The sequence below is a fragment of the Sinorhizobium medicae genome (assembly GCF_007827695.1).
In the GTDB taxonomy this organism is placed as follows: Bacteria; Pseudomonadota; Alphaproteobacteria; order Rhizobiales; family Rhizobiaceae; genus Sinorhizobium; species Sinorhizobium medicae.
This window is the reverse complement of sequence record NZ_VITA01000038.1, coordinates 1-22,420: the sequence shown is the minus strand read 5'-3', so window position 1 is coordinate 22,420 and position 22,420 is coordinate 1. Positions and strand designations below refer to the sequence as shown.

At 61.0% G+C, this 22,420-nt stretch carries 22 protein-coding genes and 1 pseudogene; 10 read left to right on the top strand and 13 right to left on the bottom strand.

Translation table 11 applies throughout. From position 1 onward, the window contains the following. Nucleotides 1-1,047 precede the first annotated feature (1,047 nt). Entirely contained in the window at nucleotides 1,048-1,275 is a 228-nt protein-coding gene (locus FB009_RS31285; RefSeq protein ID WP_234711249.1) for a hypothetical protein, read from the top strand. Between the two features lie 163 nt (nucleotides 1,276-1,438). Here FB009_RS31285 and FB009_RS31280 read toward each other — a convergent pair whose 3' ends face one another. Beyond that, nucleotides 1,439-1,813, bottom strand: a complete 375-nt coding sequence (locus FB009_RS31280; protein ID WP_024311676.1) for a DUF427 domain-containing protein — start codon at nucleotides 1,811-1,813, stop codon at nucleotides 1,439-1,441. 210 nt (nucleotides 1,814-2,023) lie between these two features. Between FB009_RS31280 and FB009_RS31275 the strand changes: the two genes are divergently transcribed. The 7 genes from FB009_RS31275 to FB009_RS31245 all read left to right on the top strand — a co-directional run bounded on the left by FB009_RS31275 (nucleotide 2,024) and on the right by FB009_RS31245 (nucleotide 9,526). Continuing rightward, the gene (locus tag FB009_RS31275; RefSeq protein ID WP_018010033.1) at nucleotides 2,024-2,410 is read left to right on the top strand and encodes a GFA family protein; all 387 of its coding nucleotides are present in this window, start codon (nucleotides 2,024-2,026) and stop codon (nucleotides 2,408-2,410) included. Nucleotides 2,411-2,604: 194 nt separating this feature from the next. Further along, entirely contained in the window at nucleotides 2,605-3,495 is an 891-nt protein-coding gene (locus FB009_RS31270) for a substrate-binding domain-containing protein (RefSeq protein ID WP_018010032.1), read from the top strand. Nucleotides 3,496-3,596: 101 nt separating this feature from the next. Continuing rightward, entirely contained in the window at nucleotides 3,597-5,108 is a 1,512-nt protein-coding gene (locus tag FB009_RS31265) for a sugar ABC transporter ATP-binding protein (RefSeq protein WP_024311677.1), read from the top strand. Beyond that, nucleotides 5,105-6,067: an ABC transporter permease gene (locus FB009_RS31260; RefSeq protein ID WP_012061697.1), complete on the top strand. Its 963-nt coding sequence runs from the start codon at nucleotides 5,105-5,107 to the stop codon at nucleotides 6,065-6,067. The genes FB009_RS31265 and FB009_RS31260 overlap by 4 nt, the downstream gene beginning before the upstream one ends. 23 nt (nucleotides 6,068-6,090) lie before the next feature. Then, a complete protein-coding gene (locus FB009_RS31255; RefSeq protein WP_012061696.1) occupies nucleotides 6,091-7,032 on the top strand; it encodes a tagatose kinase in 942 nt (313 codons plus the stop codon). 2 nt (nucleotides 7,033-7,034) lie between these two features. Continuing rightward, the gene (locus FB009_RS31250) at nucleotides 7,035-8,315 is read left to right on the top strand and encodes a D-tagatose-bisphosphate aldolase, class II, non-catalytic subunit (protein ID WP_018010029.1); all 1,281 of its coding nucleotides are present in this window, start codon (nucleotides 7,035-7,037) and stop codon (nucleotides 8,313-8,315) included. A 194-nt stretch (nucleotides 8,316-8,509) separates the two neighbouring features. Then, a complete protein-coding gene (locus tag FB009_RS31245) occupies nucleotides 8,510-9,526 on the top strand; it encodes a LacI family DNA-binding transcriptional regulator (protein WP_024311679.1) in 1,017 nt (338 codons plus the stop codon). Between the two features lie 3 nt (nucleotides 9,527-9,529). Here FB009_RS31245 and FB009_RS31240 read toward each other — a convergent pair whose 3' ends face one another. The 6 genes from FB009_RS31240 to FB009_RS31215 are packed head-to-tail and all read right to left on the bottom strand — an operon-like array spanning nucleotide 9,530 to nucleotide 16,191. Continuing rightward, complete coding sequence (locus tag FB009_RS31240; protein ID WP_024311680.1) at nucleotides 9,530-9,901, bottom strand: hypothetical protein; 372 nt, start codon at nucleotides 9,899-9,901, stop codon at nucleotides 9,530-9,532. A 5-nt stretch (nucleotides 9,902-9,906) separates the two neighbouring features. Beyond that, nucleotides 9,907-12,429 carry a cytochrome c oxidase subunit I gene (gene ctaD, locus FB009_RS31235; RefSeq protein WP_102045465.1) on the bottom strand — a complete coding sequence of 841 codons (2,523 nt, stop codon included), beginning with the start codon at nucleotides 12,427-12,429 and terminating at the stop codon, nucleotides 9,907-9,909. Then, the gene (locus tag FB009_RS31230) at nucleotides 12,429-13,502 is read right to left on the bottom strand and encodes a sodium:calcium antiporter (protein WP_024311682.1); all 1,074 of its coding nucleotides are present in this window, start codon (nucleotides 13,500-13,502) and stop codon (nucleotides 12,429-12,431) included. Before FB009_RS31230 ends, ctaD begins: the two co-directional genes overlap by 1 nt. A gap of 6 nt (nucleotides 13,503-13,508) precedes the next feature. After that, nucleotides 13,509-14,492 (bottom strand): cytochrome c oxidase subunit II, encoded by a 984-nt coding sequence (locus FB009_RS31225; RefSeq protein WP_018009942.1) that lies wholly within the window; start codon nucleotides 14,490-14,492, stop codon nucleotides 13,509-13,511. Next, the gene (locus FB009_RS31220; protein ID WP_018009941.1) at nucleotides 14,489-15,610 is read right to left on the bottom strand and encodes a c-type cytochrome; all 1,122 of its coding nucleotides are present in this window, start codon (nucleotides 15,608-15,610) and stop codon (nucleotides 14,489-14,491) included. The genes FB009_RS31225 and FB009_RS31220 overlap by 4 nt, the downstream gene beginning before the upstream one ends. Next, the gene (locus FB009_RS31215; RefSeq protein ID WP_018009940.1) at nucleotides 15,601-16,191 is read right to left on the bottom strand and encodes a cytochrome c oxidase assembly protein; all 591 of its coding nucleotides are present in this window, start codon (nucleotides 16,189-16,191) and stop codon (nucleotides 15,601-15,603) included. Before FB009_RS31215 ends, FB009_RS31220 begins: the two co-directional genes overlap by 10 nt. 179 nt (nucleotides 16,192-16,370) lie before the next feature. On the opposite strand from FB009_RS31215, the gene FB009_RS31210 reads away from it, so the two are divergent. Next, entirely contained in the window at nucleotides 16,371-16,820 is a 450-nt protein-coding gene (locus FB009_RS31210) for a DUF2231 domain-containing protein (RefSeq protein WP_012061687.1), read from the top strand. Beyond that, nucleotides 16,817-18,361, top strand: a complete 1,545-nt coding sequence (locus FB009_RS31205; protein ID WP_018009939.1) for a PQQ-dependent sugar dehydrogenase — start codon at nucleotides 16,817-16,819, stop codon at nucleotides 18,359-18,361. The genes FB009_RS31210 and FB009_RS31205 overlap by 4 nt, the downstream gene beginning before the upstream one ends. A gap of 7 nt (nucleotides 18,362-18,368) precedes the next feature. Here the strand turns inward: FB009_RS31205 and FB009_RS31200 are convergent, their stop codons facing one another. The 6 genes and pseudogenes from FB009_RS31200 to FB009_RS31175 form a co-directional block, all read right to left on the bottom strand. Beyond that, nucleotides 18,369-19,355 carry a YihY/virulence factor BrkB family protein gene (locus FB009_RS31200; protein WP_024311683.1) on the bottom strand — a complete coding sequence of 329 codons (987 nt, stop codon included), beginning with the start codon at nucleotides 19,353-19,355 and terminating at the stop codon, nucleotides 18,369-18,371. 144 nt (nucleotides 19,356-19,499) lie between these two features. Continuing rightward, nucleotides 19,500-19,940, bottom strand: a complete 441-nt coding sequence (locus FB009_RS31195) for a DUF421 domain-containing protein (RefSeq protein ID WP_012061684.1) — start codon at nucleotides 19,938-19,940, stop codon at nucleotides 19,500-19,502. A gap of 11 nt (nucleotides 19,941-19,951) precedes the next feature. Further along, on the bottom strand, nucleotides 19,952-20,452 hold the full coding sequence (locus FB009_RS31190) for a hypothetical protein (protein WP_024324816.1): 501 nt from the start codon (nucleotides 20,450-20,452) through the stop codon (nucleotides 19,952-19,954). 82 nt (nucleotides 20,453-20,534) lie between these two features. Then, complete coding sequence (locus tag FB009_RS31185; RefSeq protein WP_018009936.1) at nucleotides 20,535-21,053, bottom strand: DUF2231 domain-containing protein; 519 nt, start codon at nucleotides 21,051-21,053, stop codon at nucleotides 20,535-20,537. Nucleotides 21,054-21,157: 104 nt separating this feature from the next. After that, nucleotides 21,158-22,150, bottom strand: a complete 993-nt coding sequence (locus tag FB009_RS31180; protein ID WP_012061681.1) for a YihY/virulence factor BrkB family protein — start codon at nucleotides 22,148-22,150, stop codon at nucleotides 21,158-21,160. 173 nt (nucleotides 22,151-22,323) lie between these two features. Further along, a pseudogene (locus FB009_RS31175) lies at nucleotides 22,324-22,420 on the bottom strand (IS5 family transposase); the annotation flags it as partial.

Sequence of the window (22,420 nt, the reverse complement as noted above, 5' to 3'; positions counted from 1 at the left end):
GCCCGGCCTCCTTCGCCCTAACCCGGGAGCAAAATGAATGAGGCACCGTGGTAATATCGGGGAGCATCGTTAGGTGCGGCAATACGTGATCTCAGCCAGATTGTCGCTCTACACCCGCTATGACATCCAGCCCCAAGCAGGTCCGAGCAGCAGTTGTAGAAAAAGCCGCGAGTCACGGCTCGTAAACATGGCTGCGGCTGGACCCGTGATCGCGGCCCGGATCACGGGACTTTTGTTCTCGGACGCATGAAGGCCTCTTCTCTCTCGACGAAAGAAGAGGTGTAGCGTCTGAGCGTTCGAATTCAAAGACAATCCCATCTGTGCGCGAGTCGGTTTAAATGCAGCACCAAAGGCGCGGCACTTCGCATTATATGCTCGAACATGAGTTCGAGGCGACGGGAAGAGTTTCCCTAGCCATGCTTCACCTAAATTCACTCGACCAGCATCGCATAACGTGCCCATATGCTTGAGCCGAACCCATTGTTCGGATCACGAAGAAGCAAGCACAATGTCTTACGATTGGGGTGGCAGGCGATCTCATAGGAAGAGCGTGATCAGGTTCCTCGCCGCGCTGGTGCTGCCAGCCGTACTGCTCAGTTCAGCGATTGCTGTCGCCGAATGGGCGAGAGACCAATCCCTCCAAGTGCAGCCACGAAAACGCCGGCAGCTCTGCATTAAGGATGCCAGGCTCGGATGAATTTTAGGCAAGGCCAAGGTCAGCCTCAATATGGGCGAGCCGTTCGGCAAGGGCGTGCTTCTCCGATTTCAGGGCAGCAATCTCTTCTCCCTGCAACATGTTCTTGTAAATTACGCACTGCAGCGCCGCTACAATGTCCGCAGTAAGTAGACCCTAGTCCATCGTCTGACACACGGTATTTCCCCGGTTCTCTCAACGTCGCACCGTCCGCTAGACCATCGATACGCACACCTTCATTGATTTGCTCAGGTTTGACGACAGACTTGGTTTGGGGTTTACCGTCATCATCCGTAACTTCTACTTCGATATCGTGGGCGGGGTGGGCAAGTTCCTTGACAAAGTCTGCCCGAATGATCGACGCAAGCGTCATGTTCAGTGACGCTCTGGGCCAGCGAGTTGGACAGGTCCCTGCAGATTTTGACGAAAAGCTGGCAATTCGCGCCACCTATACTACCGGCGGGTCCTATGCCGGCATCAAACTTGATCGAGCGGCCAGATTAGACCGACACGACGTAAATGTTACCGTGTGCCTTCGTGGCGTCGTCTACGAAGATGACACCAAGGAAGAGTTCAAGTGATGGGAGGCGGACGCAGCCGCTTCTCTCTTGGTCATCCGGAGATATGGCGGTTGTACAACTAGAAATAGTCAAGAAGCAGTCTGATTGTCTTTTGCCGACTAGTCGGTCCCGAACCGCGCGCCCTCCGTTACTCGACGCCCTCTCCGATTTCAAGAAGCTGGCGCTATACTTCCTCGATCGAATCCACCCGGTCCGGATAGAACGCCAGATGGTCCTTTATTTCGCGGACGGCCTCATGGGGATTTTCATAGGTCCAGACGGCGTTTTTTGAGCGCTCGCCCCCGGGCGTGACGCTGAAATAGGATGCATCCCCCTTATAGGGGCAATAGGTGCCATGATCGGTTCGCGCGAGCAGCGACATGTCCACGTCACGGCGCGGGATATATTGCACGGGCGGATAGGACGCCTCACGCAGTGTCAGCGCATGGCGCGTGTCGGCGACGATGCGGTCGCCGAGCTTGACGACGACACGGGCCGGATTGCGTTCTACGGTGATTGGATGGTCGGGCCCCGGAATTCTGATCGGTTTTTCTGACATGGGCGTTCACCTTCGGGTTGTTGCACCGTCTCTTACATAGGGTCGTGCCTCCCGCTCCCCAAGGGTCGCATGGCCTCCCACAGACAAATCCTGGCCACCCAAGTTAAAGTTATGAAACATGCGATGGAGGAAAGAGTTGAGCCGGTTGCGGGCGGAGGTCAGGCGGATTGTTTCCATGATCACGCCCAAAGTCGAAGGCAGGAGATGGAAATGGTTACGAGAACCGGCGGATGCCTGTGCGGTGCGCTGAGATATGAAGTCAGCGGAGAACCCCTGCGGGTAGGGCTTTGCCATTGTTCGGACTGCCGTAAGGAAAGCGGCTCCTCTTTCGTGACTTTCGCGGTCTGGCCCAGCCCGGCGTTCAAAAGCACTGGTGAAGTGAAAATCTTCGCCGGCCGTGGCTTTTGCCCCGTCTGCGGATCGCGTCTCTTCAACCCGGGAAAAGACGAGACCGAAATCCGTGTCGGCTCGCTGGACAATGCCCCGGCGGGGCTCGAACCGCAATACGAGATCTGGGTTGTCAGGCGCGAGAACTGGCTTCCTCCCCTCTTGGTGCCCCAATACCCTCAGGACCGGAACACCGAGGAATCGGACTGAGGACTCCAGCGGGCAGCTCGCATTCAGCGCAACCAATATTTCCTCACGACGAAGGTTTTTATTGTTATGCGTACGTTTTAAAATTGACGCGTGGAAAGTTTTATGGTGTCTACTCCCTTACCGAGGTCAGGGACGGACGGGCCTGCCTGCCTTGGTTGAGAATGTAAGGCCCGCCGTTTCCAAGGGAGGAAACCATGAATATGACCCGATTTCTCAAGACGATCGTCGCCGGCACCGCGCTCACGCTCCTGGCATCCGGTGCCATCGCAGACGGTATAGGCGCATCGCTCCTGACCCAGCAGCACCCGTTCTACATCGAACTTGCCGAGGCGATGAAAGCCGAAGCCAAGGAGAAGAACGTCGCGCTGGAGGTCGCGATCGCCAATCAGGACCTCAACAAGCAGCTCGCCGACGTAGAGGACTTCATCGTCAAAGGCGTGGATGTGATCGTCATTTCGCCCGTCGACAGCCAGGGCGTACGCGCAGCGATCGCCAAGGCCGAGAAGGCCGGAATCAAGGTGATCACCGTCGATGTTCCGGCCAATGGCGCGACCGTGACTTCGCATATCGGAACGGACAATTTCACCGGCGGCGTAAAAGCCGGCGAACTGATGGCCAAGGTTCTTGGAAGCAAGGGCAAAGTCGCCATCGTCGACTATCCGACGGTTCAGTCGGTCGTCAATCGCGTCAACGGTTTCAAGGAAGCGATCGCCAAGCATCCGGAAATGGAGATCGTCGCGGTCCAAACGGGCATCACCCGCGCCGAAGCCCTCGCCGCCGCACAGAACATGCTTCAGGCCAACCCCGATATTTCAGGCATTTTCGGCTTTGGCGATGATGCGGCTCTTGCCGCGGCCGTTGCCGTGAAAGCCGCAGGACTGGAGTCGCAGGTCAAGGTCATCGGTTTCGACGGAATGAAGGAAGCGCGCGACGCCGTCGACTCGAACCCGGTGATGGTCGGCGTTATCCAGCAGTTCCCGGATCAGATGGGCAAGCAGGCGATCGACACCGCAGTAAAGGTCGTGGCCGGCGAGACGGTTCCGGCCGAGCAGCCAATCGTACCCGGCGTCTACACCGCGAAATAGGTCCCTCCCAGGACGGCTGCCCTCTTCGAGCGGCAGCACACCGCAAGCGTATCCGGCCGTTGGGCCGGATACGCTCCGGTCGGGTTTAAGGAGGCACAGCCATGCATGGTTCCGCCACGGACACCATCCTCAAGATCACCGACGTCACCAAGTCCTTCGGGCAGGTCGCTGCCCTCAAGGGGATGCGGCTCGAAGTACGGCGCGGCCGGGTGCACACACTGCTCGGTGAGAATGGTGCCGGCAAATCGACATTGATGAAGATTCTCGCCGGCGTGCACACGGCAACCTCGGGAGAAATCACCCTCGACGGGCAGGCTTACCGCCCCGCGAGCCCGCAGGATGCGGCCTCGCTCGGACTTGCCATCGTCTTCCAGGAATTGAGCCTCTGCAACAATCTCACGGTGGCGGAGAATATCCTCGCCACGCGCGAGCCACGTCGTTTCGGATTCATCAACGACAAGGCGCTCGTCGCACAGGCGCGCCGGATCGTGGCCGACCTTGGACTCCCGATCGACGTCACCGAGAAGGTCGGCAATCTCTCGATCGCCCAACGGCAGCTCGTCGAGATCGCCAAGGGCCTGAGCCACGACGCGGAGGTCGTCATTCTGGATGAACCGACCTCCTCCCTCAGTGACAGCGAGGCGGAGATCCTGTTCGCGATCATCGCCCGGCTGAAAGAGCGTGGCGTTGCGATCATATACATCTCGCACCGCATGGAAGAGATCATGCGGCTCAGCGACGACATCACGGTCATACGCGACGGCGAGTATGTTTCCACGCATGCGCGCGAAGAGGTGACCATCGAGGCACTGATCGCCCTGATGGTCGGGCGACGCATGGACGAGATCTACCCGCCGGCGGTTCATGCGGTCGCAAGGGATAAGGCCCCTGTCCTTTCAGTCGAGCGCTTGACACGCGAAGGCGAGTTTCAGGACGTCTCCTTCGAGGTACGCGCTGGCGAGATCCTGGGCTTCTTCGGCCTTGTCGGATCGGGCCGCTCGGAAGTGATGAACGCGATCTTCGGCATGAAAAACGCCAGCGGCGCTGTGCGTCTCAACGGCGAGGTCGTGCGGTTCCGCTCGCCGGACGAAGCCATCGCCCGGCGCGTCGGCTTCGTGACAGAGAACCGAAAGGAAGAAGGTCTCGTCCTCGGCCACAGCGTCGAGTGGAACATATCCATGGCTGCACTCGGGGACTTCACCGGTGGTTTCGGTTTCATCCGCAACGGCGCGGAACGAGCCGCGGCATCCGCACAGGTCGGCAATCTCTCGATCAAGACGAACTCGCTCGACACGCCATCCGGTGCGCTCAGCGGCGGCAATCAGCAGAAGATCGTGATTGCCAAATGGCTTCTCACGCGGCCCAGAGTGCTGATCCTCGATGAGCCGACCCGCGGCGTCGACGTCGGAGCCAAGTTCGAAATCTACAAGATAATCCGTCAGCTGGCAGCGGAGGGAACGGCAATTCTGTTGATCTCCTCCGATCTGCCCGAAGTTCTGGGAATGAGCGACCGCGTTGTCGTCATGCATGAGGGCGCGCCGGGAGCGACGCTCGAAGGCCCCGACCTCACTCCAGAGACGATCATGGCTCACGCGACAGGTTTTCAATCATGACACAGAACACAGAAACCAAAGCCGCCCTGGTTCGGGCCCTGAAGCAATATGGCGGCATCTTCCTATCCCTGGTGATGCTCTGCATCGTCTTTTCCTTCTTCAACCCGCGCTTCATGACCTTGATCAATTTCATGAACATCCTGCAGCAGGTTGCCGTCATTGCGATCGCAGCCTTCGGGATGACATGGGTGATCCTGCTCGGCGAAATCGATCTTTCCGTCGGCTCGATCATAGCGGTGGCAGGAATGGTCGGCGCGCAGTGCTTTGCCTTCGGAATGGGCTTTGTGCCGGCGATCGCCCTGACGCTCCTTGCGGGCGCCCTGATGGGCATGCTGAATGGCGTACTAACGGCCAAGTTGCTCTTGCCGTCCTTCATCGTGACGGTTGCGACGATGGGCATCTATCGCGGCATGGTCAGCCTGCCGACCAACGGCGCCCCGGCAATGATCGAGAACGAAACCTGGACGGCAATCGGCACCGAGAGCTTCCTTGGCCTGCCGATCATCATTTGGGTCGTCGCCGTGCTCTTCGTCGTCAATCAGATCGCGCTCAGCAAGACGAGCTTCGGCCGGCGCGCCTATCTGACGGGCGGCAACCGCGAGGCGGCGGTTTACTCCGGTATCAAGGTCGACCGGCTGAAGATCCTGATCTTCATGATCTCCGGCGTGATGGCAGCGATCAGCGGCATTCTGCTTTCCTCCCGCCTCTTCTCGGCGCAGACCAATGCCGGCATGAGCTACGAACTCGATGCCATCGCCGCAGCCGTGCTCGGCGGAACCAGCCTTGCAGGCGGCGTCGGAACCATGGTCGGCACGCTCATCGGCGCACTCATCATCGGCGTGATGAACAACGGCATGAACATGCTCTCCGTTCCCTATTTCTACCAACTCATCGTCAAGGGCCTGGTGATCCTTATCGCCGTCTGGCTCGACGTACGCGCCAAGCAGGCAAAGCGCTGAAACCCGAGATGAGTGACATCGGAATGCACAAGATACTGACCATCGGCGAGATTCTCGTCGAGATCGTCGCGACCGAGAGAGGCGACGGCTTCCGGCAGGCGACGCCCCTCATCGGTCCCTTCCCTTCCGGCGCACCGGCGATCTTCATCGACCAGGCCGGAAAGCTCGGCCAGCCATGCGCGATCATCTCGCGCGTCGGAGGGGATGATTTCGGCACGGTCAACCTCGAACGCCTGAAGGGCGACGGCGTCGACATTTCCGGAATCGAAGTCGATCCGCTCGCCACGACCGGCAGCGCCTTCGTCCGCTACCGGCCCGACGGCAGCCGCGCTTTCGTCTTCAATATCCGCGACAGCGCCTGCGGCAAGATCACGCTCGATAGCCGCGCGACCCGACTCGTCAGCGAATGCGGCCACATTCACGTCATGGGCTCGTCGCTCTACGCGCCGAGCGTGGTCGATAGCATTCTCGAGGCGATCAGGATCGTCAAGGCAGGCGCGGGCACCGTCTCCTTCGATCCCAATCTTCGCCCGGAAATTCTCGAAAGCCCCGGAATGCGCGAGGCGCTTCTCACGGTGCTCGCCAAGACGGACGTTTTCCTGCCGAGCGGAGAGGAGCTTTTCCTCTTTACCGAAGCAAGGACGGAAAGCGAGGCGGTTGCGGAGCTGCTCGCCACAGGCGTCAAGGCGGTCGTCGTCAAACGTGGGGCAGAAGGTGCGAGCTATTTCGACGCCAGTACATCGCTCACCCTACCAAGCTTTTCGGTCGAGGAAATCGATCCGACCGGGGCCGGCGATTGCTTCGGTGCGACCTTCGTCACCTTCTGGCTGAACGGCGCGTCTCCACGCGAAGCACTTGAATTTGCCACCGCTTCCGGTGCCCGCGCGGTGATGCACTTCGGCCCGATGGAAGGCGCTTCGACGCGGACAGAACTCGAAATATTTCTCACCGAGCAAAAGGCCTGATCATGCAAGAGAATTACCTGATCGACATCGCCCGTTGGAGCGAGCGTCCGGGGGCCCGCGGCATACCGTCGATCTGTTCCGCGCATCCGCTCGTCATCGAGGCCGCCATGCTGAGCGCACGCCGGGAGGGTACCCCGGTGCTGATCGAGGCGACCTGCAACCAGGTCAACCAGGACGGCGGCTATACCGGAATGACGCCGGCGGATTTCACCCGCTTCGTAGGCGCAATCGCCGACAGGCTGGATTTCCCCCGGGATCGGATCCTGCTCGGCGGCGATCATCTGGGGCCGAATCCCTGGAAGCACCTGCCCGCCGAAAAGGCTATGGCCAAGGCAGAGACAATGATCGAGGCTTATGCGAAAGCCGGCTTTACCAAGCTGCATCTGGACACCAGCATGGGATGCGCCGGAGAACCGATCGCCCTGCCCGATGCAACGACAGCGGCCCGGGCCGCGCGGCTGGCAGCAGTCGCGGAAAATGCCATTCGCGATCGCGGGGGAATTCTCCCGGTCTACATCATCGGCACGGAAGTCCCGATACCGGGCGGCGCGCTCGAAGAGCTCGATGTTCTCGAAGTGACTGCTCCGGAAGCGGCGATCGAGACCGTGCGGGTCCATCGCGAAGCGTTCAAGGAAGCAGGCGCGGCCGGTGCTTTCAGCCGCGTCGTCGGCGCCGTGGTCCAGCCGGGCGTCGAATTCGGCAACGGGAACGTCATTGCCTATGACCGGTCAAAGGCCGCAAAGCTGAGCGCCAGCCTGCGCCGGCTCGAAGGGATGGTCTTCGAAGCTCATTCCACCGATTACCAGACGCGGGAGGCGCTTCGCGAGCTGGTTGCCGACGGGTTCGCGATCCTGAAGGTCGGCCCCGGCCTCACCTTTGCACTTCGCGAGGCGCTATACGGCCTGGATCAGATTGCCGCTTTCCTCTTTCCCGGCAAGCGCGAGCGGTCGCTTGCCGAGGTCACCGAAGCCGTGATGCGCGAGGAACCGGTCTACTGGGGCAAATATTACCACGGTTCGGCGGATGAGCAGCGCATCCAGCGCCATTTCTCCTATAGCGACCGCATCCGCTATTACTGGCCGCATCCGAAAATGGCTGCAGCGGTGGACGAACTCATGGTGTTGCTCGATGGCGTGACGATCCCGGAAACGCTGATCAGCCAGTTTCTCGCCGGCAGTTACGCCCGCGTGCGCGACGGCGAAGTGGCGCCGCAGGCCAAACCACTGGCACTTGCGGCAATAGACGCTGTTCTGCAGGACTATTTCGCGGCGTGCCGGCTCTAGATATCAATGCTTTTGGGATCGACTAAAATCATGAAGGTGATCGATTCCAAAGAGTTGAGACGCGGGAAGCGAACGAAAACCGCACGCACTTTTCCTCATCCGGCTCTAGCGGAGGCGGCGTATTCCGTGAATATTCCGGAACACGAAAACAGATAAGCGGGGGCGCTTCGAACGTGACGAGACAGATCAAGACGATGGAGGATTTTTCGGAGTTCGTCGGCCTGTCGCGCCCTACCGTCTCCAAATACTTCAACGATCCCTCGTCGGTTCGGAAGAAGACGCGCGACGCGATCGAGGCGGCGATCAAGCAATCGGGCTTTCGGCCCAATATCTTCGCCGTCAACCTAAATCGCCGCCGCACCAATATTCTCGGGATCATCGTGCCCAACTCGACGGACCCGTTTTACATGGCGCTGACGCGCCGCATCGAGCACATTGCGGATCAGTCGGGTTTCCTGGCCTTCGTCCTCTCCTCCGACGGCAGGCCCGAACTGGAAGAACGGGCAATCGAAACCTTCAAGTCGATGAATGTTGCCGGGGCGATCATCGCACCACTCGGCGTACAGTCGCATCACCAGACGCTGAGCGCGCTCGGGCAAAGTATCCCGCTCATTTATGTCGACTCGCCGCTCGACGACAGTTCACCTTTCGTCGGAACCGACAACCGGCAGAGTTTCAGGCTGATGGTCGACTACCTCTGCCGTTCTGGCGGCCCGCCCTGCTATTTCGGCATGCCCCCGGTGAACAACAACGCCTTGGCGCGGCAAGAGGCCTATGTCGAAGCCATGCGGCAACTGAAGATGAAACCGGCGGTGGTCGAAACCGCTGCAAATGCCTCCTGGGACTTCGAGAAATTCGGTTTCGACGAGACGCTGCGCATCCTGTCGCAAGGCGGATTTCCGACGCAAACCGTTCTTTGTGCCAACGACCGAGTGGCCTTCGGCGTCATTGCCGCCGCGTTTCAATCCGGCCTCAAGGTCGGACGTGATGCCGACAGCGATCTGAGGGTCGCGGGCCATGACGACCATCCCTTGTCCCGCTACACTTGTCCGCCCCTGACGACAGTCGCGCAGAACTACAACGAGATCGGCAGGCTGGCGATCGAATTGCTCCTGTTCAAGCTGGGCGAGACTTCGCATAACGGGGAAGCCTTTCGGGACGACGAGCGCATTTTGCTGAGCGCCGAGATCATGTTGCGCGGTTCGGCTTAGACTTCACCTGAACTGCACGCATGGCGCAAGCGCGAGTGCCCCCGAGCCGGTCCACAGGACACCCGCAAGGGATAGGACGGTCAGAAGACGTCCCGCGCGGATCAGGAAGGGTTGGCTGTCGTCCTGATCGAAACAGCGAAGCGCCCGTGCGAGCTTTCCCGGAAACGAGAATCCCAGCAACAGGGCTCCGGCCGCGGCGAGTGTGGCCGCAACGATGGCTCCCGGAACGACGGCCGTCGCCCACGGTCCCGCGACGGCGCACGTCACGGCGTGGAAGGTGTAGACGGCAAGCAGATGTCCACCCCAAAGGATCGGCCCGGCCAGCAGAAAGAGAATCGCGCCGGCGACGGGTGGTTCGTGGATCGGTTCGTTCATGGCGCCTATCCGATCAATCGCGGGAAACCGTGAATAAGCCCAAGGCCCAGCAAGGACTGGGCGACGGTATAGTGGTACAGCAGCGCGTAATTGTCGTAGGTCACGCGGCGCACGGCGTCCAGTTTGCCGGCGAGATGCCGTGCCAAGGTGAACAAGCCCATGATCAACAGGGCCAAGACAAGCTGCGCGAACAGCACGGCCCCAAGATACACCATGGCTCCATAGGCGTTCTCACCAGGGTCGAGGCCGGTCGTCAGGTGACCGCCGGTTTCCAGCATGAACGCAGCCGACAGGCAGACGAGGGAGAGAAGCAGCGCCGCCGAAATGGCCAGGCGCGACGCCGCATACTGCTGGAGTTTTCGGCTCACGAGCCACAAGATGCCGGAGCCTGCGAGAAGCAGCGCCGCCGAAGCGACGGGCCAGCCGATCGGCGGCGGCGCCGGAGATCCGGCTGGCGCCCAGACCTCCGGCGACACGACCCACAGGAACAGGTAGGAAAAGACGTAAGCGAGATAGAGGGACCCGGCCACGAACATCAGGACCACCATGGCCCACCAGGAATGCGACGTCGGGCCGCTCATATAGGTGGGCAGCCGGACGCCTTTCGCTATTTCGATCATTCCTTTCGAAGGGCCGGGGTCCAGTCCCCAGGCCCATGCGAGGACGAAGACGATGGCAAGCACCCCGCAGATGACTGCAATCGCGACCATCTTGACGGTCAGCAGCAGGAAAAACGCGGCCGTAAAGACGGCCGCGAGAAAAGGCGGCCAGCCGGGACCGGGCATCTGGATGACATATTGCGGGCGGGCATGGATCGGCGACGTCACGATGGTCTCTCGCCAGCCGGTTGGAGCGTTCGGAAGATAATGGTGACCGTCGCGTACTTCCTGGGGGAGGCTCGGCCTATCCCAGAGGGGTTCACGGCTGGTTATGTGAGGAATGCTTCGCGTCGAATAGACATCGTTCGGCAACCATTCGAGCGTACCCGCCCCCCAGGGGTTTTCGACCGCTCTATTCCCGATGCGAAACTTCGCGGCAAGGTCGACCAGAAAGACGAGAATGCCGGCGGCGAGCACATAGGTTCCGGCGGTGGATATGAGGTTCAGCGTATCCCAGCCCATCTCGCCCGGATAGGTCCAGACGCGCCGCGGCATGCCTCTGAGACCGGTCAGATGCATCGGCAGAAAGGTGACGTTGAAGCCGACGAACATCATCCAGAAGACCCATCGGCCCACGCGCTCAGAAAGCATCCTACGGCTGAACAGAGGCATCCAGTAGTAGATCGCCGCAAAGAGCGGGAAAACAAACCCGCCAATCAGCACGTAGTGGAAATGCGCGACGACGAAATATGTATCGTGGACCTGATGATCGAAGGGGACCATGGCCACCATGACGCCGGTAAGCCCGCCAAGGGTGAAGATGAACAGGAAGCCCAGGATGAACAGCGATGCGGTCGTGATCCGGAAGCGCTGCCGTCCCGCCGCAATGGTCGCGATCCAGGAAAAGACCTGGATTCCCGATGGAACGGCGACCGCCATGCTTGCGGCAGAAAAGAAGGCGAGGCTCAGCGCCGGAATGCCGGTTGTGAACATGTGATGCACCCAAAGACCGAAGCTGAAAAAGCCGGTGCCGATCAGGGCGACGACGATGAGGTGATAGCCGACGAGGGGGGTGCGGGCCATGGTCGGCACCATCATCGAGACGAGGCCCGCGGCTGGAAGGAAGATGATGTAGACTTCCGGGTGCCCGAAGAACCAGAAGAGATGCTGCCAGAGCAACGGATCCCCCCCGACTGCGGCCGTGAAGAACGGCCATCCGAACGCCCGCTCGATCTCCAGCATCATCGTCGCCAGGATCACCGCCGGGAAGGCGAACATGATCATGCTGGCGAAGATCAGCATCGTCCAGGCGAAGATAGGCATCCGGGCGAGCGACATGCCCGGGGGCCGCGTCCGCAAGGCGCCGACGACGATCTCGACCGCTCCGGCGATGGCGGAAATCTCGATAAAGCCGATACCGAGCAGCCAGAAATCCGCGTTGTCGCCGGGGGAATATTCCATAAGCGTCAGCGGCGGATACATGAACCAGCCGCCTTTCGGCGCAAGGTCGTAGAAGATGGTTGAGAAGAAGACCAATCCGCCGACCACATAGGCCCAGATCGCGAAGGCGCTGAGGCGCGGAAAGGGCAGATCGCGGGCCGCAAGCATCTGCGGCAGCAGCATGACCCCGAGCGCCTCGACCGCCGGCACGGCGAACAGGAACATCATCGTCGTGCCGTGGACCGTAAACATCTGATTGTAGAGGTCCTGGTCGATGAGGCGATTGTCGCCGACGGCGAGCTGCGTGCGCATGACGACGGCCAGCAGGCCGGCCATCAGGAAGAAGAGAAACGCTACGCCGATATAGAGGAGACCGATCACCGTATTGTTGACGGCCGTAACCAACCGCCAACCGCGTGGCGTCGCCCAGATGCGCTCCAGTTCGCGGACCTCTCCTTCGGGGCGGGGATCGGGATTGGGGAGTTCCATCATCCGCCTCCGCCGCTGACGTCGCGCAGGAAATAGAGGACGACGAGCCCCGACAGGTAAACGCACAGAACCGCAAATGAGTCGTAACCCATCTTGAGAATCGTCCGGTCCCGCCGTTCGACCAGGCCAATGAAGAAAATCGCCGTGACTGTGATCGCAATCAGGGCGGCAAAGGCCTCGAATCGCCCGGCACCATTCATAACCGCGTCGGCGCCACCCGTGAGATCGACGATGAAGAGAAGGAAAATGTCGATGAGATTCGTGCCGAAAATGTCCGACATCGCCATCGTGTAGAGACCGGCGCGCGTGGCGCTGAACACGGTGCTGACTTCCGGCAGCGACGTTGCGATGGCCACGAGCACCGCACCGATGAAGCTCTGGCCGAGCCCCGTCGCGTCGGCGATGGCGTCTCCCGAGCGGGAGAGCAGATAGCCTGCGACGATGATGACCGCACCACAGGCGGCCGTCGCCCAGCCGATGTCGCGCAGCGATTTCTTTTTGCTGCTCTCGGCCGCCTTGCGCGCCCTATCCTCCTCTTTTTCGGGCGTGACCTCTTCGTCATTCGCGATCCAGGGTCTGTCTCGCTGCGTCCGCGACAGGACCCACAGCCCGAAGACGGTTACGGCGGCAAGCAGCCACATCCAAACGCCAGAGAATAGCACCGGCACGTCACCCACCACGATCGAGGCCGCGACGATCGAAAGGAGGAGGATCTTAAAACCGCCCTGGAGCATTACGACCGGGTCGGGAATGACCGAGGTCAGTGCCTTACGCCCGATCAGCATATCCGCGAAGGCAAGGATCGCCACCTGCATGGCGATGCCGCCAAGTATGCTGTTGACCGCGAGGCTGGCATCGCCGCTGAGCGACGAGGTTACGCCTACAGTCACCTCTGGGAGTGAAGTCACACCGCCCAGAAGAACGACGCCGATGAACGCCTGCCCGACGCCCGTTTTCTCGCTGATCGCATTGGCATAGCCGGTTATCCTGACGCCGGCCATCCAGACCGCCACGGCCGCACCGGCGAAGATCGCCAGATTCAACCAGAGTCCAAGGCCGGTGAAGTCGAGCATGGGTCGTTACCTCAACTGGTCGAGATAGGCGGCGAGCTGCCGCAATTCGTCTTCGGTGAAAATTTCAAATGGCGGCATCAGATTTTCCGGCTTGACGTGCTGGCCGTCGCGGATCCAGCGGACGAAGGCGGCAACGTCGTTCTCAAGGGTGGCGGCGGCAAGCGAATGCCGGCTGCCGACATGCGTCAGGTCGGGGCCGATCGTGCCCTGGGCGTCCGTCCCACGAACCCGGTGGCATGCGACACAGCCCGACGAGAGGAAAAGCGCCTGCCCCGCCGCCTGATCCCGGCTCGCCGCCAAGGCGTCCTCCGCCTCGCCTGAAAGCCAGGAGGAAAACTGATCCTCCGGCATGGCGATCACATAAAAGGACATGAACGCATGCGGCCCGCCGCAATATTCTGCACACTGTCCGCGACTTATGCCGGGCTCCGTGGCTTCCAGTGTCAGGACGTTGGTACGGCCGGGTATCATGTCGAGCTTGCCGGCCAGGCGCGGCACCCAGAGGCTGTGGATCACGTCCGCCGATGTCAGTTCCAGCTCCACCGGACGCCCGACGGGGAGCCGGATCTCGTTCGCACTTTCCGTGCGCCGGCCGCTCTCGTCGACATAGGTCACCCGCCACCACCAGCGCTCGCCCACCACCTCGATGCGCAAGCCGCCCTCCACACGAGCCGAGGTGGATCCGGGAGCCATGAGATAGAAGCCGTAGCCCAGCAGAATGCTGAGAGCGAGGATCGGAAAAGCGAGGCCACCCCCGATGACCGTCCTTTCGCCCGAGATGCGGGCACGCCACCGCTCGCCGCCGAAAAGCGCGACCGCCGTGATCACGCAGACCGCGACAAGAATGGCGGTAGAGAAGATGATCAACAGCCAGGTCAGGGTGCCGATGCGCTCGGCTTCCGCCCCGGAGGGGTCGAGAGCGGACTGCAGGCCGGCACAACCCTGCAGTACGAAGGCACTCACCGGCACGATGAACCGTCTGAGGCTCATCGGCCAGCCTCCGCCAGCGGCGCGTCCGGCGCGCGTCCCGGGGGAAGTGAGGCAAGGTAGGCGGCGACATCCTCGATCTGTCCTTCGTCGAGAGCCCCGGCGACTGCCGCCATAATCCTTCCATAGGGGGTTCCGATCCGCCCACCGCGACGCCAGAGCCGTATCTGCTCCTCGATATAGGCGGCATTCTGTCCGGCGAGCACCGGGAACTGCTGCGACTGACGCCCGGAATGGCAGCTTAGACAGGCCGGCACGCCTTGGCCCACTATGCCGCGCCTGGCGATGGCCTCGCCCCGCCGGAGCTGCTCCGGATCAGGTTCGGCCGTTCCGGCGACAGGCGGAAGCGCCTGATAATGCGCCGCCAGCTCCCGCATTGCCTCCTCGGAGAGCAGGTCGGCGACCGGTTCCATGACACCGCTTGCGCGTGTCCCTTGTGCATATTCCTGGAGACTGCGAAGAAGATAAGCCTCCGGCATGCCCGCGAGCCGCGGCACACGGTTGCCGTTGGTGCTCATGCCATCGCGTTCATGGCAGCGCACGCAGACGTTGAGGGCACGCCCGTTCGCCGGTTCCTCACGCGCATTGCCCTGACCGCGCGAAAGACCTGCGAGCTCGCCGTAATCGCCAGCCGTGGCCGGCAGGCTCGCGAGAAACGCGGTAAGGGCCCAAACCTCATCGTCGCGTAACACATTCGTCCATGCCGGCATGCCCGTGTATTTGAGGCCGTGCTTTACGATCCAGAAGATCTCCTCGGGCGGGCGATGCTTGCCGATTTCCAGCAGGTTGGGTGGCGGTGGCAGCATGCCTTTGACTATGGAGTTTATCTCTTCGCCGGGGCGGTTATGGCACGGCACGCATCCGCCCTCGTAGTGAGACGCCCCGAGCCGGATCTTGCTCTCGTCATCGAGCGCCGGCACCTCGATCTTGAAACTGTGGGTGGCGATCGATCGTTCACGGATCAGCGTCAGGATCCAGGTCGTGATCCGCAGATGGTCCTTCGATGCGGCGACGTTGTAGATGCCGGACCAGACGAACACGGCGCCGAGGACGATAAGGAGCCCGGTGCCGAGCCCCGCAACCTTCGCGATGGTCGTCCAGTGCAGGTTTCTCAGGTCCACGCTTCTGCACCTGATCTGGACCCGGGATCATCCCCTTCTTTCTCCATTGAAAGGAGCCAGCGTGCCGCGATCACGACTCCGGCCAGGACATAGGTGACCGGGCAGGCGACCAACATGATCAGCCCCGCCAGTTGTTGATCGGCCAAACCGGTGCTCGGGCCGCCGACGCCATGCCCCAAATGGGAACTCGCGAAGTCGGGGTAAAGTGTGCGCGGCGCAAAGACGAAGAGTACGGCGAGCAGGCAATAGAGCTTACTGGTCACCAGGAGTGCGGCAACCGGCTGCCAGGAGCGCTCGCCACGGAAATGGAGGACTGCCCACCAGAACAGGAACGCGCTCAGAAACAGGCTGCCATTCATCAGCAAATGTACCGAAGACGATTCCAGTGCCCGGTAGAGGAAAGGCGGTGCGTGCCAGGCCCATAGGCCGGCGATCTGCACCAATGTCGCAAGTCCCAACAAGCGCCCGGAAATTGCTCGGCTATTCTGCAGAACCCGCGACAGTCCGAGTCCTGTGAGCGGTGCCACTATGTTCATCAGCAGGATGTGCACGGCCATATGCACCGCCAGCGGTCCCGTCATTTCCCCTAGCCTTTCCAAACGGGCCAGTCAGGCCGCGAACAATGAAACTGTTTCGACGCTTCATGGTTCCAATTTGCACCTCCCCCGGTTGCGCGCGATCGATCGAACCACCTGGCGGAGCCTCAAGGAACAAATGCGCAGGGCCGAGGTTTCATCGACCGACCGAACAGGAGGCACCGATGAGCCTTACTTCCGCATCGACTGCCATGACCGTGACAACCCCTGTCCATTCGTTGCTCGTGCCGTTTCCAGCCGTCTGTTTCACGCTCGCCCTTCTGACCGACATCGCCTTCTGGCAGACGGGGCACATCATGTGGCAGAACTTTTCCGCATGGCTGCTCTTTGCAGGGATCGCTTTCGGCGTGATATCCGGCCTCGTCGGGATCGTGGAGTTTCTGCTTCGCTCGGACCGCCGCGCACGGGGGTCGGTTTGGCTTCATGTCGTCGGCTACGTGCTCGTGCTCGGCCTGGCCTTCGTCAACAACCTCGTCCATGCCGGCGATGGCTGGACGGCTGTCGTGCCTTACGGGTTGATCCTTTCCGCAGCGACAGTGCTTCTGACGATCCTTGTCGCCCTGCTTGGCCGGGCCGTGCTCCATCGCACGCAAACTCGGAGTGAGCGATCATGAATAGCTCTGCCTCCGGTGCAAAGGCCATCGTCGGGACCGGAATTCTCCTCGCCTCGCTCGCCGGTTGCGACGCTACGGACTTTGACGTTTCGCAGCAGATCGGCCCTGAGCCAGTCCTCCCAGAGCCCACATCGGAGCTCATGCCGGACATGAAAGTCGCCGAAGTCGTCGGCTGGAAGGACGGCCAGACGCCTAGCGTCCCGGACAGTCTCGTTATCACTGCCTATGCGAAGGACCTCGTCAATCCCAGAACCGTCCACACGCTCCCGAATGGCGACGTTCTTGTCGTCCAATCGCGCGAGCCTTCGGGCAAACCGATCGAGCGGCCGAAAGACATGATCCGAGGCTGGATCATGTCCATGGCTCATGGTGATGGTGGCGGAGCCGAAAAGGAAAGCAACCTTATTACGCTGCTCCGCGACACCAATCACGACGGAACGGTTGACGAACGCCACGACCTGCTGACAGGTCTTCATTCTCCCTTCGGAGTCGCCTGGCGCGATGGAACGCTTTATGTGGCCGCCGCCGACGCGGTACTTGCTTATCCCTATCAGCTTGGGCAGGCCGAGATCACGGCGGAGCCGCAAGTCCTCACGCCGCTTCCCGGCGGACCGATTAATCACCACTGGACCAAGGACCTGGCTCTCAGCCCGGACGGACGCTACCTTTATGCCTCGGTCGGTTCGAATTCGAATGTGGCCGAGCGCGGGCTCGAGGCCGAAAAGGGCCGCGCCGCCATCTGGCAGATTGACCGCCAAACGGGCGCCGCGCGGGTCTTCGCGTCGGGTTTGCGCAATCCGAACGGGTTGGCCTTCCATCCCGAAACCGGCGTGCTCTGGACGGTCGTCAACGAGCGCGACGAGCTTGGGCCGAATCTCGTGCCGGATTTCATGACGTCCGTGCAGGAAGGCGCCTTCTATGGCTGGCCATGGAGTTATTACGGCGCACATGTGGACGAGCGGGTCTATCCGCCGCGGCCGGACCTGGTCGAAAAGGCGGTCGCGCCGGACTACGCCCTTTCCAGCCACGTTGCGGCGCTCGGCCTGATCTTTTCCAACGGCTCTGCCTTGCCGGAGCCCTTCGCGAACGGCGCCTTCATAGGCGAGCACGGAAGTTGGAACCGCAACACCTTCAACGGCTACAAGGTCGTCTATGTGCCGTTCGAGAACGGCCGGCCCGCGGGAAAGGCGCAGGATGTCGTGACCGGCTTCCTTGAGGGCGACCAGGCTCGAGGCCGGCCGGTTGGCGTGGCCATCGATGGGACCGGAGCCCTCCTCATCGCCGATGACGCAGGCAATACTGTCTGGCGCGTTGCCGGTGCAGATGGCAGGGTGACGCCGAACCCGGTGGGCACGGACGGACAGATCGGTACCGCGGTTACGAGCGAAGCCGATCCGCCAACGGGTCCTGAGGGAGCCCCGAGCGGCGGGTCCGCCCCTCCCGCAGCCTCCGCCATGCCTCCGGAGCCCCCGCAGACCGAGGTCGCGCCGGCCGTCCTGCCGAGGGCTGCGGACGAAGGAGCATCACCGCGGCAGCCCTAAGAGCGAGCTAATCCTTGGTATCGCCGACCGTATCGGCGACGTAGGCATTCCGCTTGCCAACTGCTTTGGGCGGCCCTGTCGTCGAGTCACGCGCGGTCTGATGCTCCAGTTCGGCATTGAGTTCAGCGCCGACAATGACGATCATGGTGGATATCCAGATCCAAAGCATGAAGCCGATCAGTGCGCCGAGGGCGCCGTAGGTCGCATTGTAGTTGGCAAAATTGTCGATGTAGTATGAAAATGCCAGGGATGCGACGAGCCAGCAGACCGTACTCAGTGCCGCACCCCAGGTAAGCCATCGGAGTTTGGCCGGTTCGCGGCTCGGACCGTAGCGATAGATCAGCGTAATGACTGCCGCGATCAGCAACAGCATGACCGGCCAGCGCGCAAAGCTGATGATGCCCTGCAGCTTAAGGTCGAGAAAGGAGAGCATTGCCGGCAGAACGGCAATGGCCCCGATCAGCACAGCCGTCAGGATCAAACCGGCCAGCGTAAAGCCGATGCTCAGAAGCGCCAGGCGGATGAAGCCCCGCTTTTCCGTTTCGTCATAGGCAATATTCATCGCTTCGAAGAGGGCCGATACTCCATTGCGCGCGCTCCAGAGCGCGAAGAGCAATCCCCCAATGAAGCCGAGGCTCAAACTCGACGTATTTTGCGATGCCAGCGCTTTCAATTGATCCGTCATCAACTGAAGCGACTGTGCTGGGAGTATGGCTGCGAGGTAGCTCGCCTGCTCAGCGATGGTCCCGGGATCCGAAACGAGGCCATAAATGGAAACGAGAGAGGCCAGCGCCGGAAATACGGAGAGGAGGACATAAAAGGTGACGCCTGCCGCTACAAGGGAAATCCTGTCCTCGCTGACTTGGGCAACCACGCGCCAAAAGACGTCGCGCAACCCACGTGCCGGGATTTCCCCCGGGCTGTCGGCCGCTCGTCCCCTATTTGTTTCGTTTCGGGCCTGGTCTCCTGATCCGCTCGTCTCACCGGAACTCATCTGATTGTCCTCAAAGGCCGAGATTTCTCACGCCGCTGCATCAGGTTTCCCGAGGCGGACGGCCATGGATGCAATCGAACACGCCAAGCGGTAGCTTGTTCCGTCTGGAGGCTCTGACGCTCCGCAGAGCCAGCAGAGGCTCGGTCACCTGGGAATGATGCTTATTCCCCCATCCGCTTCGAGAACGGCGAATTTGATCTGGTCGAGGCGTGCGAGACCCTGCTGTTCTCTGGCGGCAACGAGAATGTCGTCGATATTGATCCGCGCTCTCTTCAGCGCGCGGTCGTCGACGTTGCCGTTGGCGATGAGCACGGTAGGGGTGCCATCAAGCACCAAGGCGATCTTCGGCGACCACTGCTTGAGGTAGGAGAGAACGATATCGACACCGAACAGCGTCAGGATGAGCAGCGCTGCATTGACGATTGAGAAATCGTCACCCAGCAATGCCTGCTGGGTCGTCTCCGCGATGATGAGCAGCAGAACGAAATCGAAAGTGGTCATCTGCGCGACCGTGCGCCGGCCGGAGAGCCGGAGCGCGACAAGGAGTATGAAATAGATCGTGATACCGCGAGCGACGGATTCCATGCGCATACCTCCTATGGCCAGACGATCGTCCGCAGCGCTTGCGCAGGTCCGTCGTTGACGCTTGCTCGAAAGGACACAATGCCGGGATACTGGGCTCGCAGATGCAGCGTCAGGACGAGGGGCTGCGCGGAGGCGGCGCGGAAGCGATAAGCCAGACCGTCAGCCCCCCCTTGCGCGGCGATCGGCGGTGGATCGATGTCCTCCACCTGAAAGGTCCTGAAGAATTCGGGCGAAAGTGTCAGGCGGCGCTCAGACCCGCCCCCGGCAAGTGTGGCCTGCAGCACATCCGAGGCCTCCCAGCGGCTGAATCGCGGAACGTCAACGGACCCGTCGGCGACGGTAATGATCTGCCTCTCCAACATGCCGCCGGAACCGGTAATACCCAGTAACGCGGCGATGAGCGTCAGGCCGAAGATCACCCACGAGACGCGCTCCGCCCTCCAGAAAAACTCCTGGAAAGTGCGATGTTCCTCGATTTGCAATCCGTCGTCCCGAACTGGCGGTTGAATCAAAGCTCACCTCTCCTTTGAGCTTTGTAGAACCGCTTAGCCGGGCGATTGTTCCGCGAAAGCCGGCACTTGAACGCGACGAACTTCAGATATGTCTCGTCATATGCTTCACGGTCGGTGGCGGCGTGGTGCCGTCTTCGGCTTCCGGATGCATGCCGATGCGATGATGATAGACGAGTTCTCCGCCTTTCCAGCCGGTGTAGAGAAGCAGGAGAACTGTAAGGAGAGACAGCAGGAATCCCCCGGGCCAGACTGCCTGAACGGGGCCGCCATCATACCGCAGCCAGAAGCTGGCAATTGAAAGCAGCACGACCACGATATTTCCTATCATGTGCTTCCAGGAGTCATTGATGGCCCGGATACGGGCGTTTCCCATGAAATCCGTCAGCCCGGCGAGAGCGGCTAAAGCGGCTGTGACGATGGCTGCGCCCAGCGACCACATCGATACGTCTGCCCAAAACACATTCCCGTTCGTGAGATAGACGAGATCGGAGACGAAAGTGGCGACCAGGAGCGCGATCGGAAACGGAACGAGCATCGGATGGATGGGATGGCCGCCGACCTTTGCGCTGGCCGCCAGACCGGGAAGTTCGCGATCTGCCATGGCATAATCCTCCAGCACCGCAAGCCCTTATTGTGAATGCACGAACAGCGGCGGTTGTTCCTTCTCCGTGCCTGTGCAGGGGGTGCGCACGCATATGGAACCGGTCAGTTTGCGGCCTTGCCGATCGTATCCGCCACATGAGCACCGCGCTCGCCCAGAGGAAGCGGTTCTCCCGTCGTCGAATCCACCGCCGTCTGATGTTCGAGCTCGGCATTGATGAGCGCGCCTATGATGAGGATCATTACCGAGATCCAGACCCATGTCATGAGGCCGGCAAGCGCTCCGAGAGCGCCGTAGGTGGCGTTATAATTCGCGAAGTGTTCCAGATAGTAGGAAAAGAGCCACGAGGCTGCAAACCAGAATAACGTGCTGAAAACAGCGCCCCAGTTCAGCCACCGCAACTTGGCCCGCTCCCTGCTTGGCCCGAAACGATAAATGAGCACGGTGCCAAACGTCACGAGCAGGAGCAGCGCAGGCCAGCGCGCCACCCTGGTCACCAATTCGACCCAACGGTCGACCCACAAATGAGCCAGCACAGCCGGCACGACGCCGATCGCCACGATCAGCGCCACGGCGAACAGCAAAGCGGCGAAGGTGAACGCGATGCACAGGACGGTTCGAAACAGAAAGCCTCTCTTTTCCCTTTCACCATAGGCGACATTCATCGCATCGAAGAGCGCGGCGATGCCGTTGGCCGCCAACCAAAGAGAGATCGACAGGCTTATGAAGAAGCCCATTCCGAGAGTGGATGGCTTCTGCGTCGTCAGGGTCTTAAGCTGATCCATGATCAAGCCATAGGAGTCCTGCGGCAGAAGAGCCTGCAGAATACCCATATGCGTGCCGATCTCGGAAGGGTCCGCGACAAGCCCGTATATGGAGACGAGCGCGCCCAGTGCGGGGAAGAGCGACAGCAAAAGATAGAAGCTTACCCCCGCCGCAATCAGAACGACCCTTTCTTCGGCGATCTCGGAAACTACGCGCCAGAAGACATCCCGCATCCCTTTGACGGGTATCTCCCCGGGCGCTGAGGCAGCGCGCCCCCTGCCCGGCTCGGCTGCATCCAGCCTTTCGACAAGTTCGACTTCGTTTGTACCCATGGATCGATGCTCTAGTAGGGCGGAAAAGCGCGAATTCCGAAGGCTCTATTCTGCTGCGTGCATCAGCAACGCCGAGCGAAATGCCTTGTTCCGGGGCTTGTCCGGCGATCGGTCGGGCGGCGACCTAGAGCCTTGTTTGAAGAGAAAGGCTCTAGGCTGTAGTGACAATTTAATCATTTAAGCCAGAGCATGATGCTTGCGAGTTTGACAAAGCCGAGGAAGTGGGCGGCGAGTTTGTCGTAGCGGGTGGCGATGCGCCGCCATTGCTTG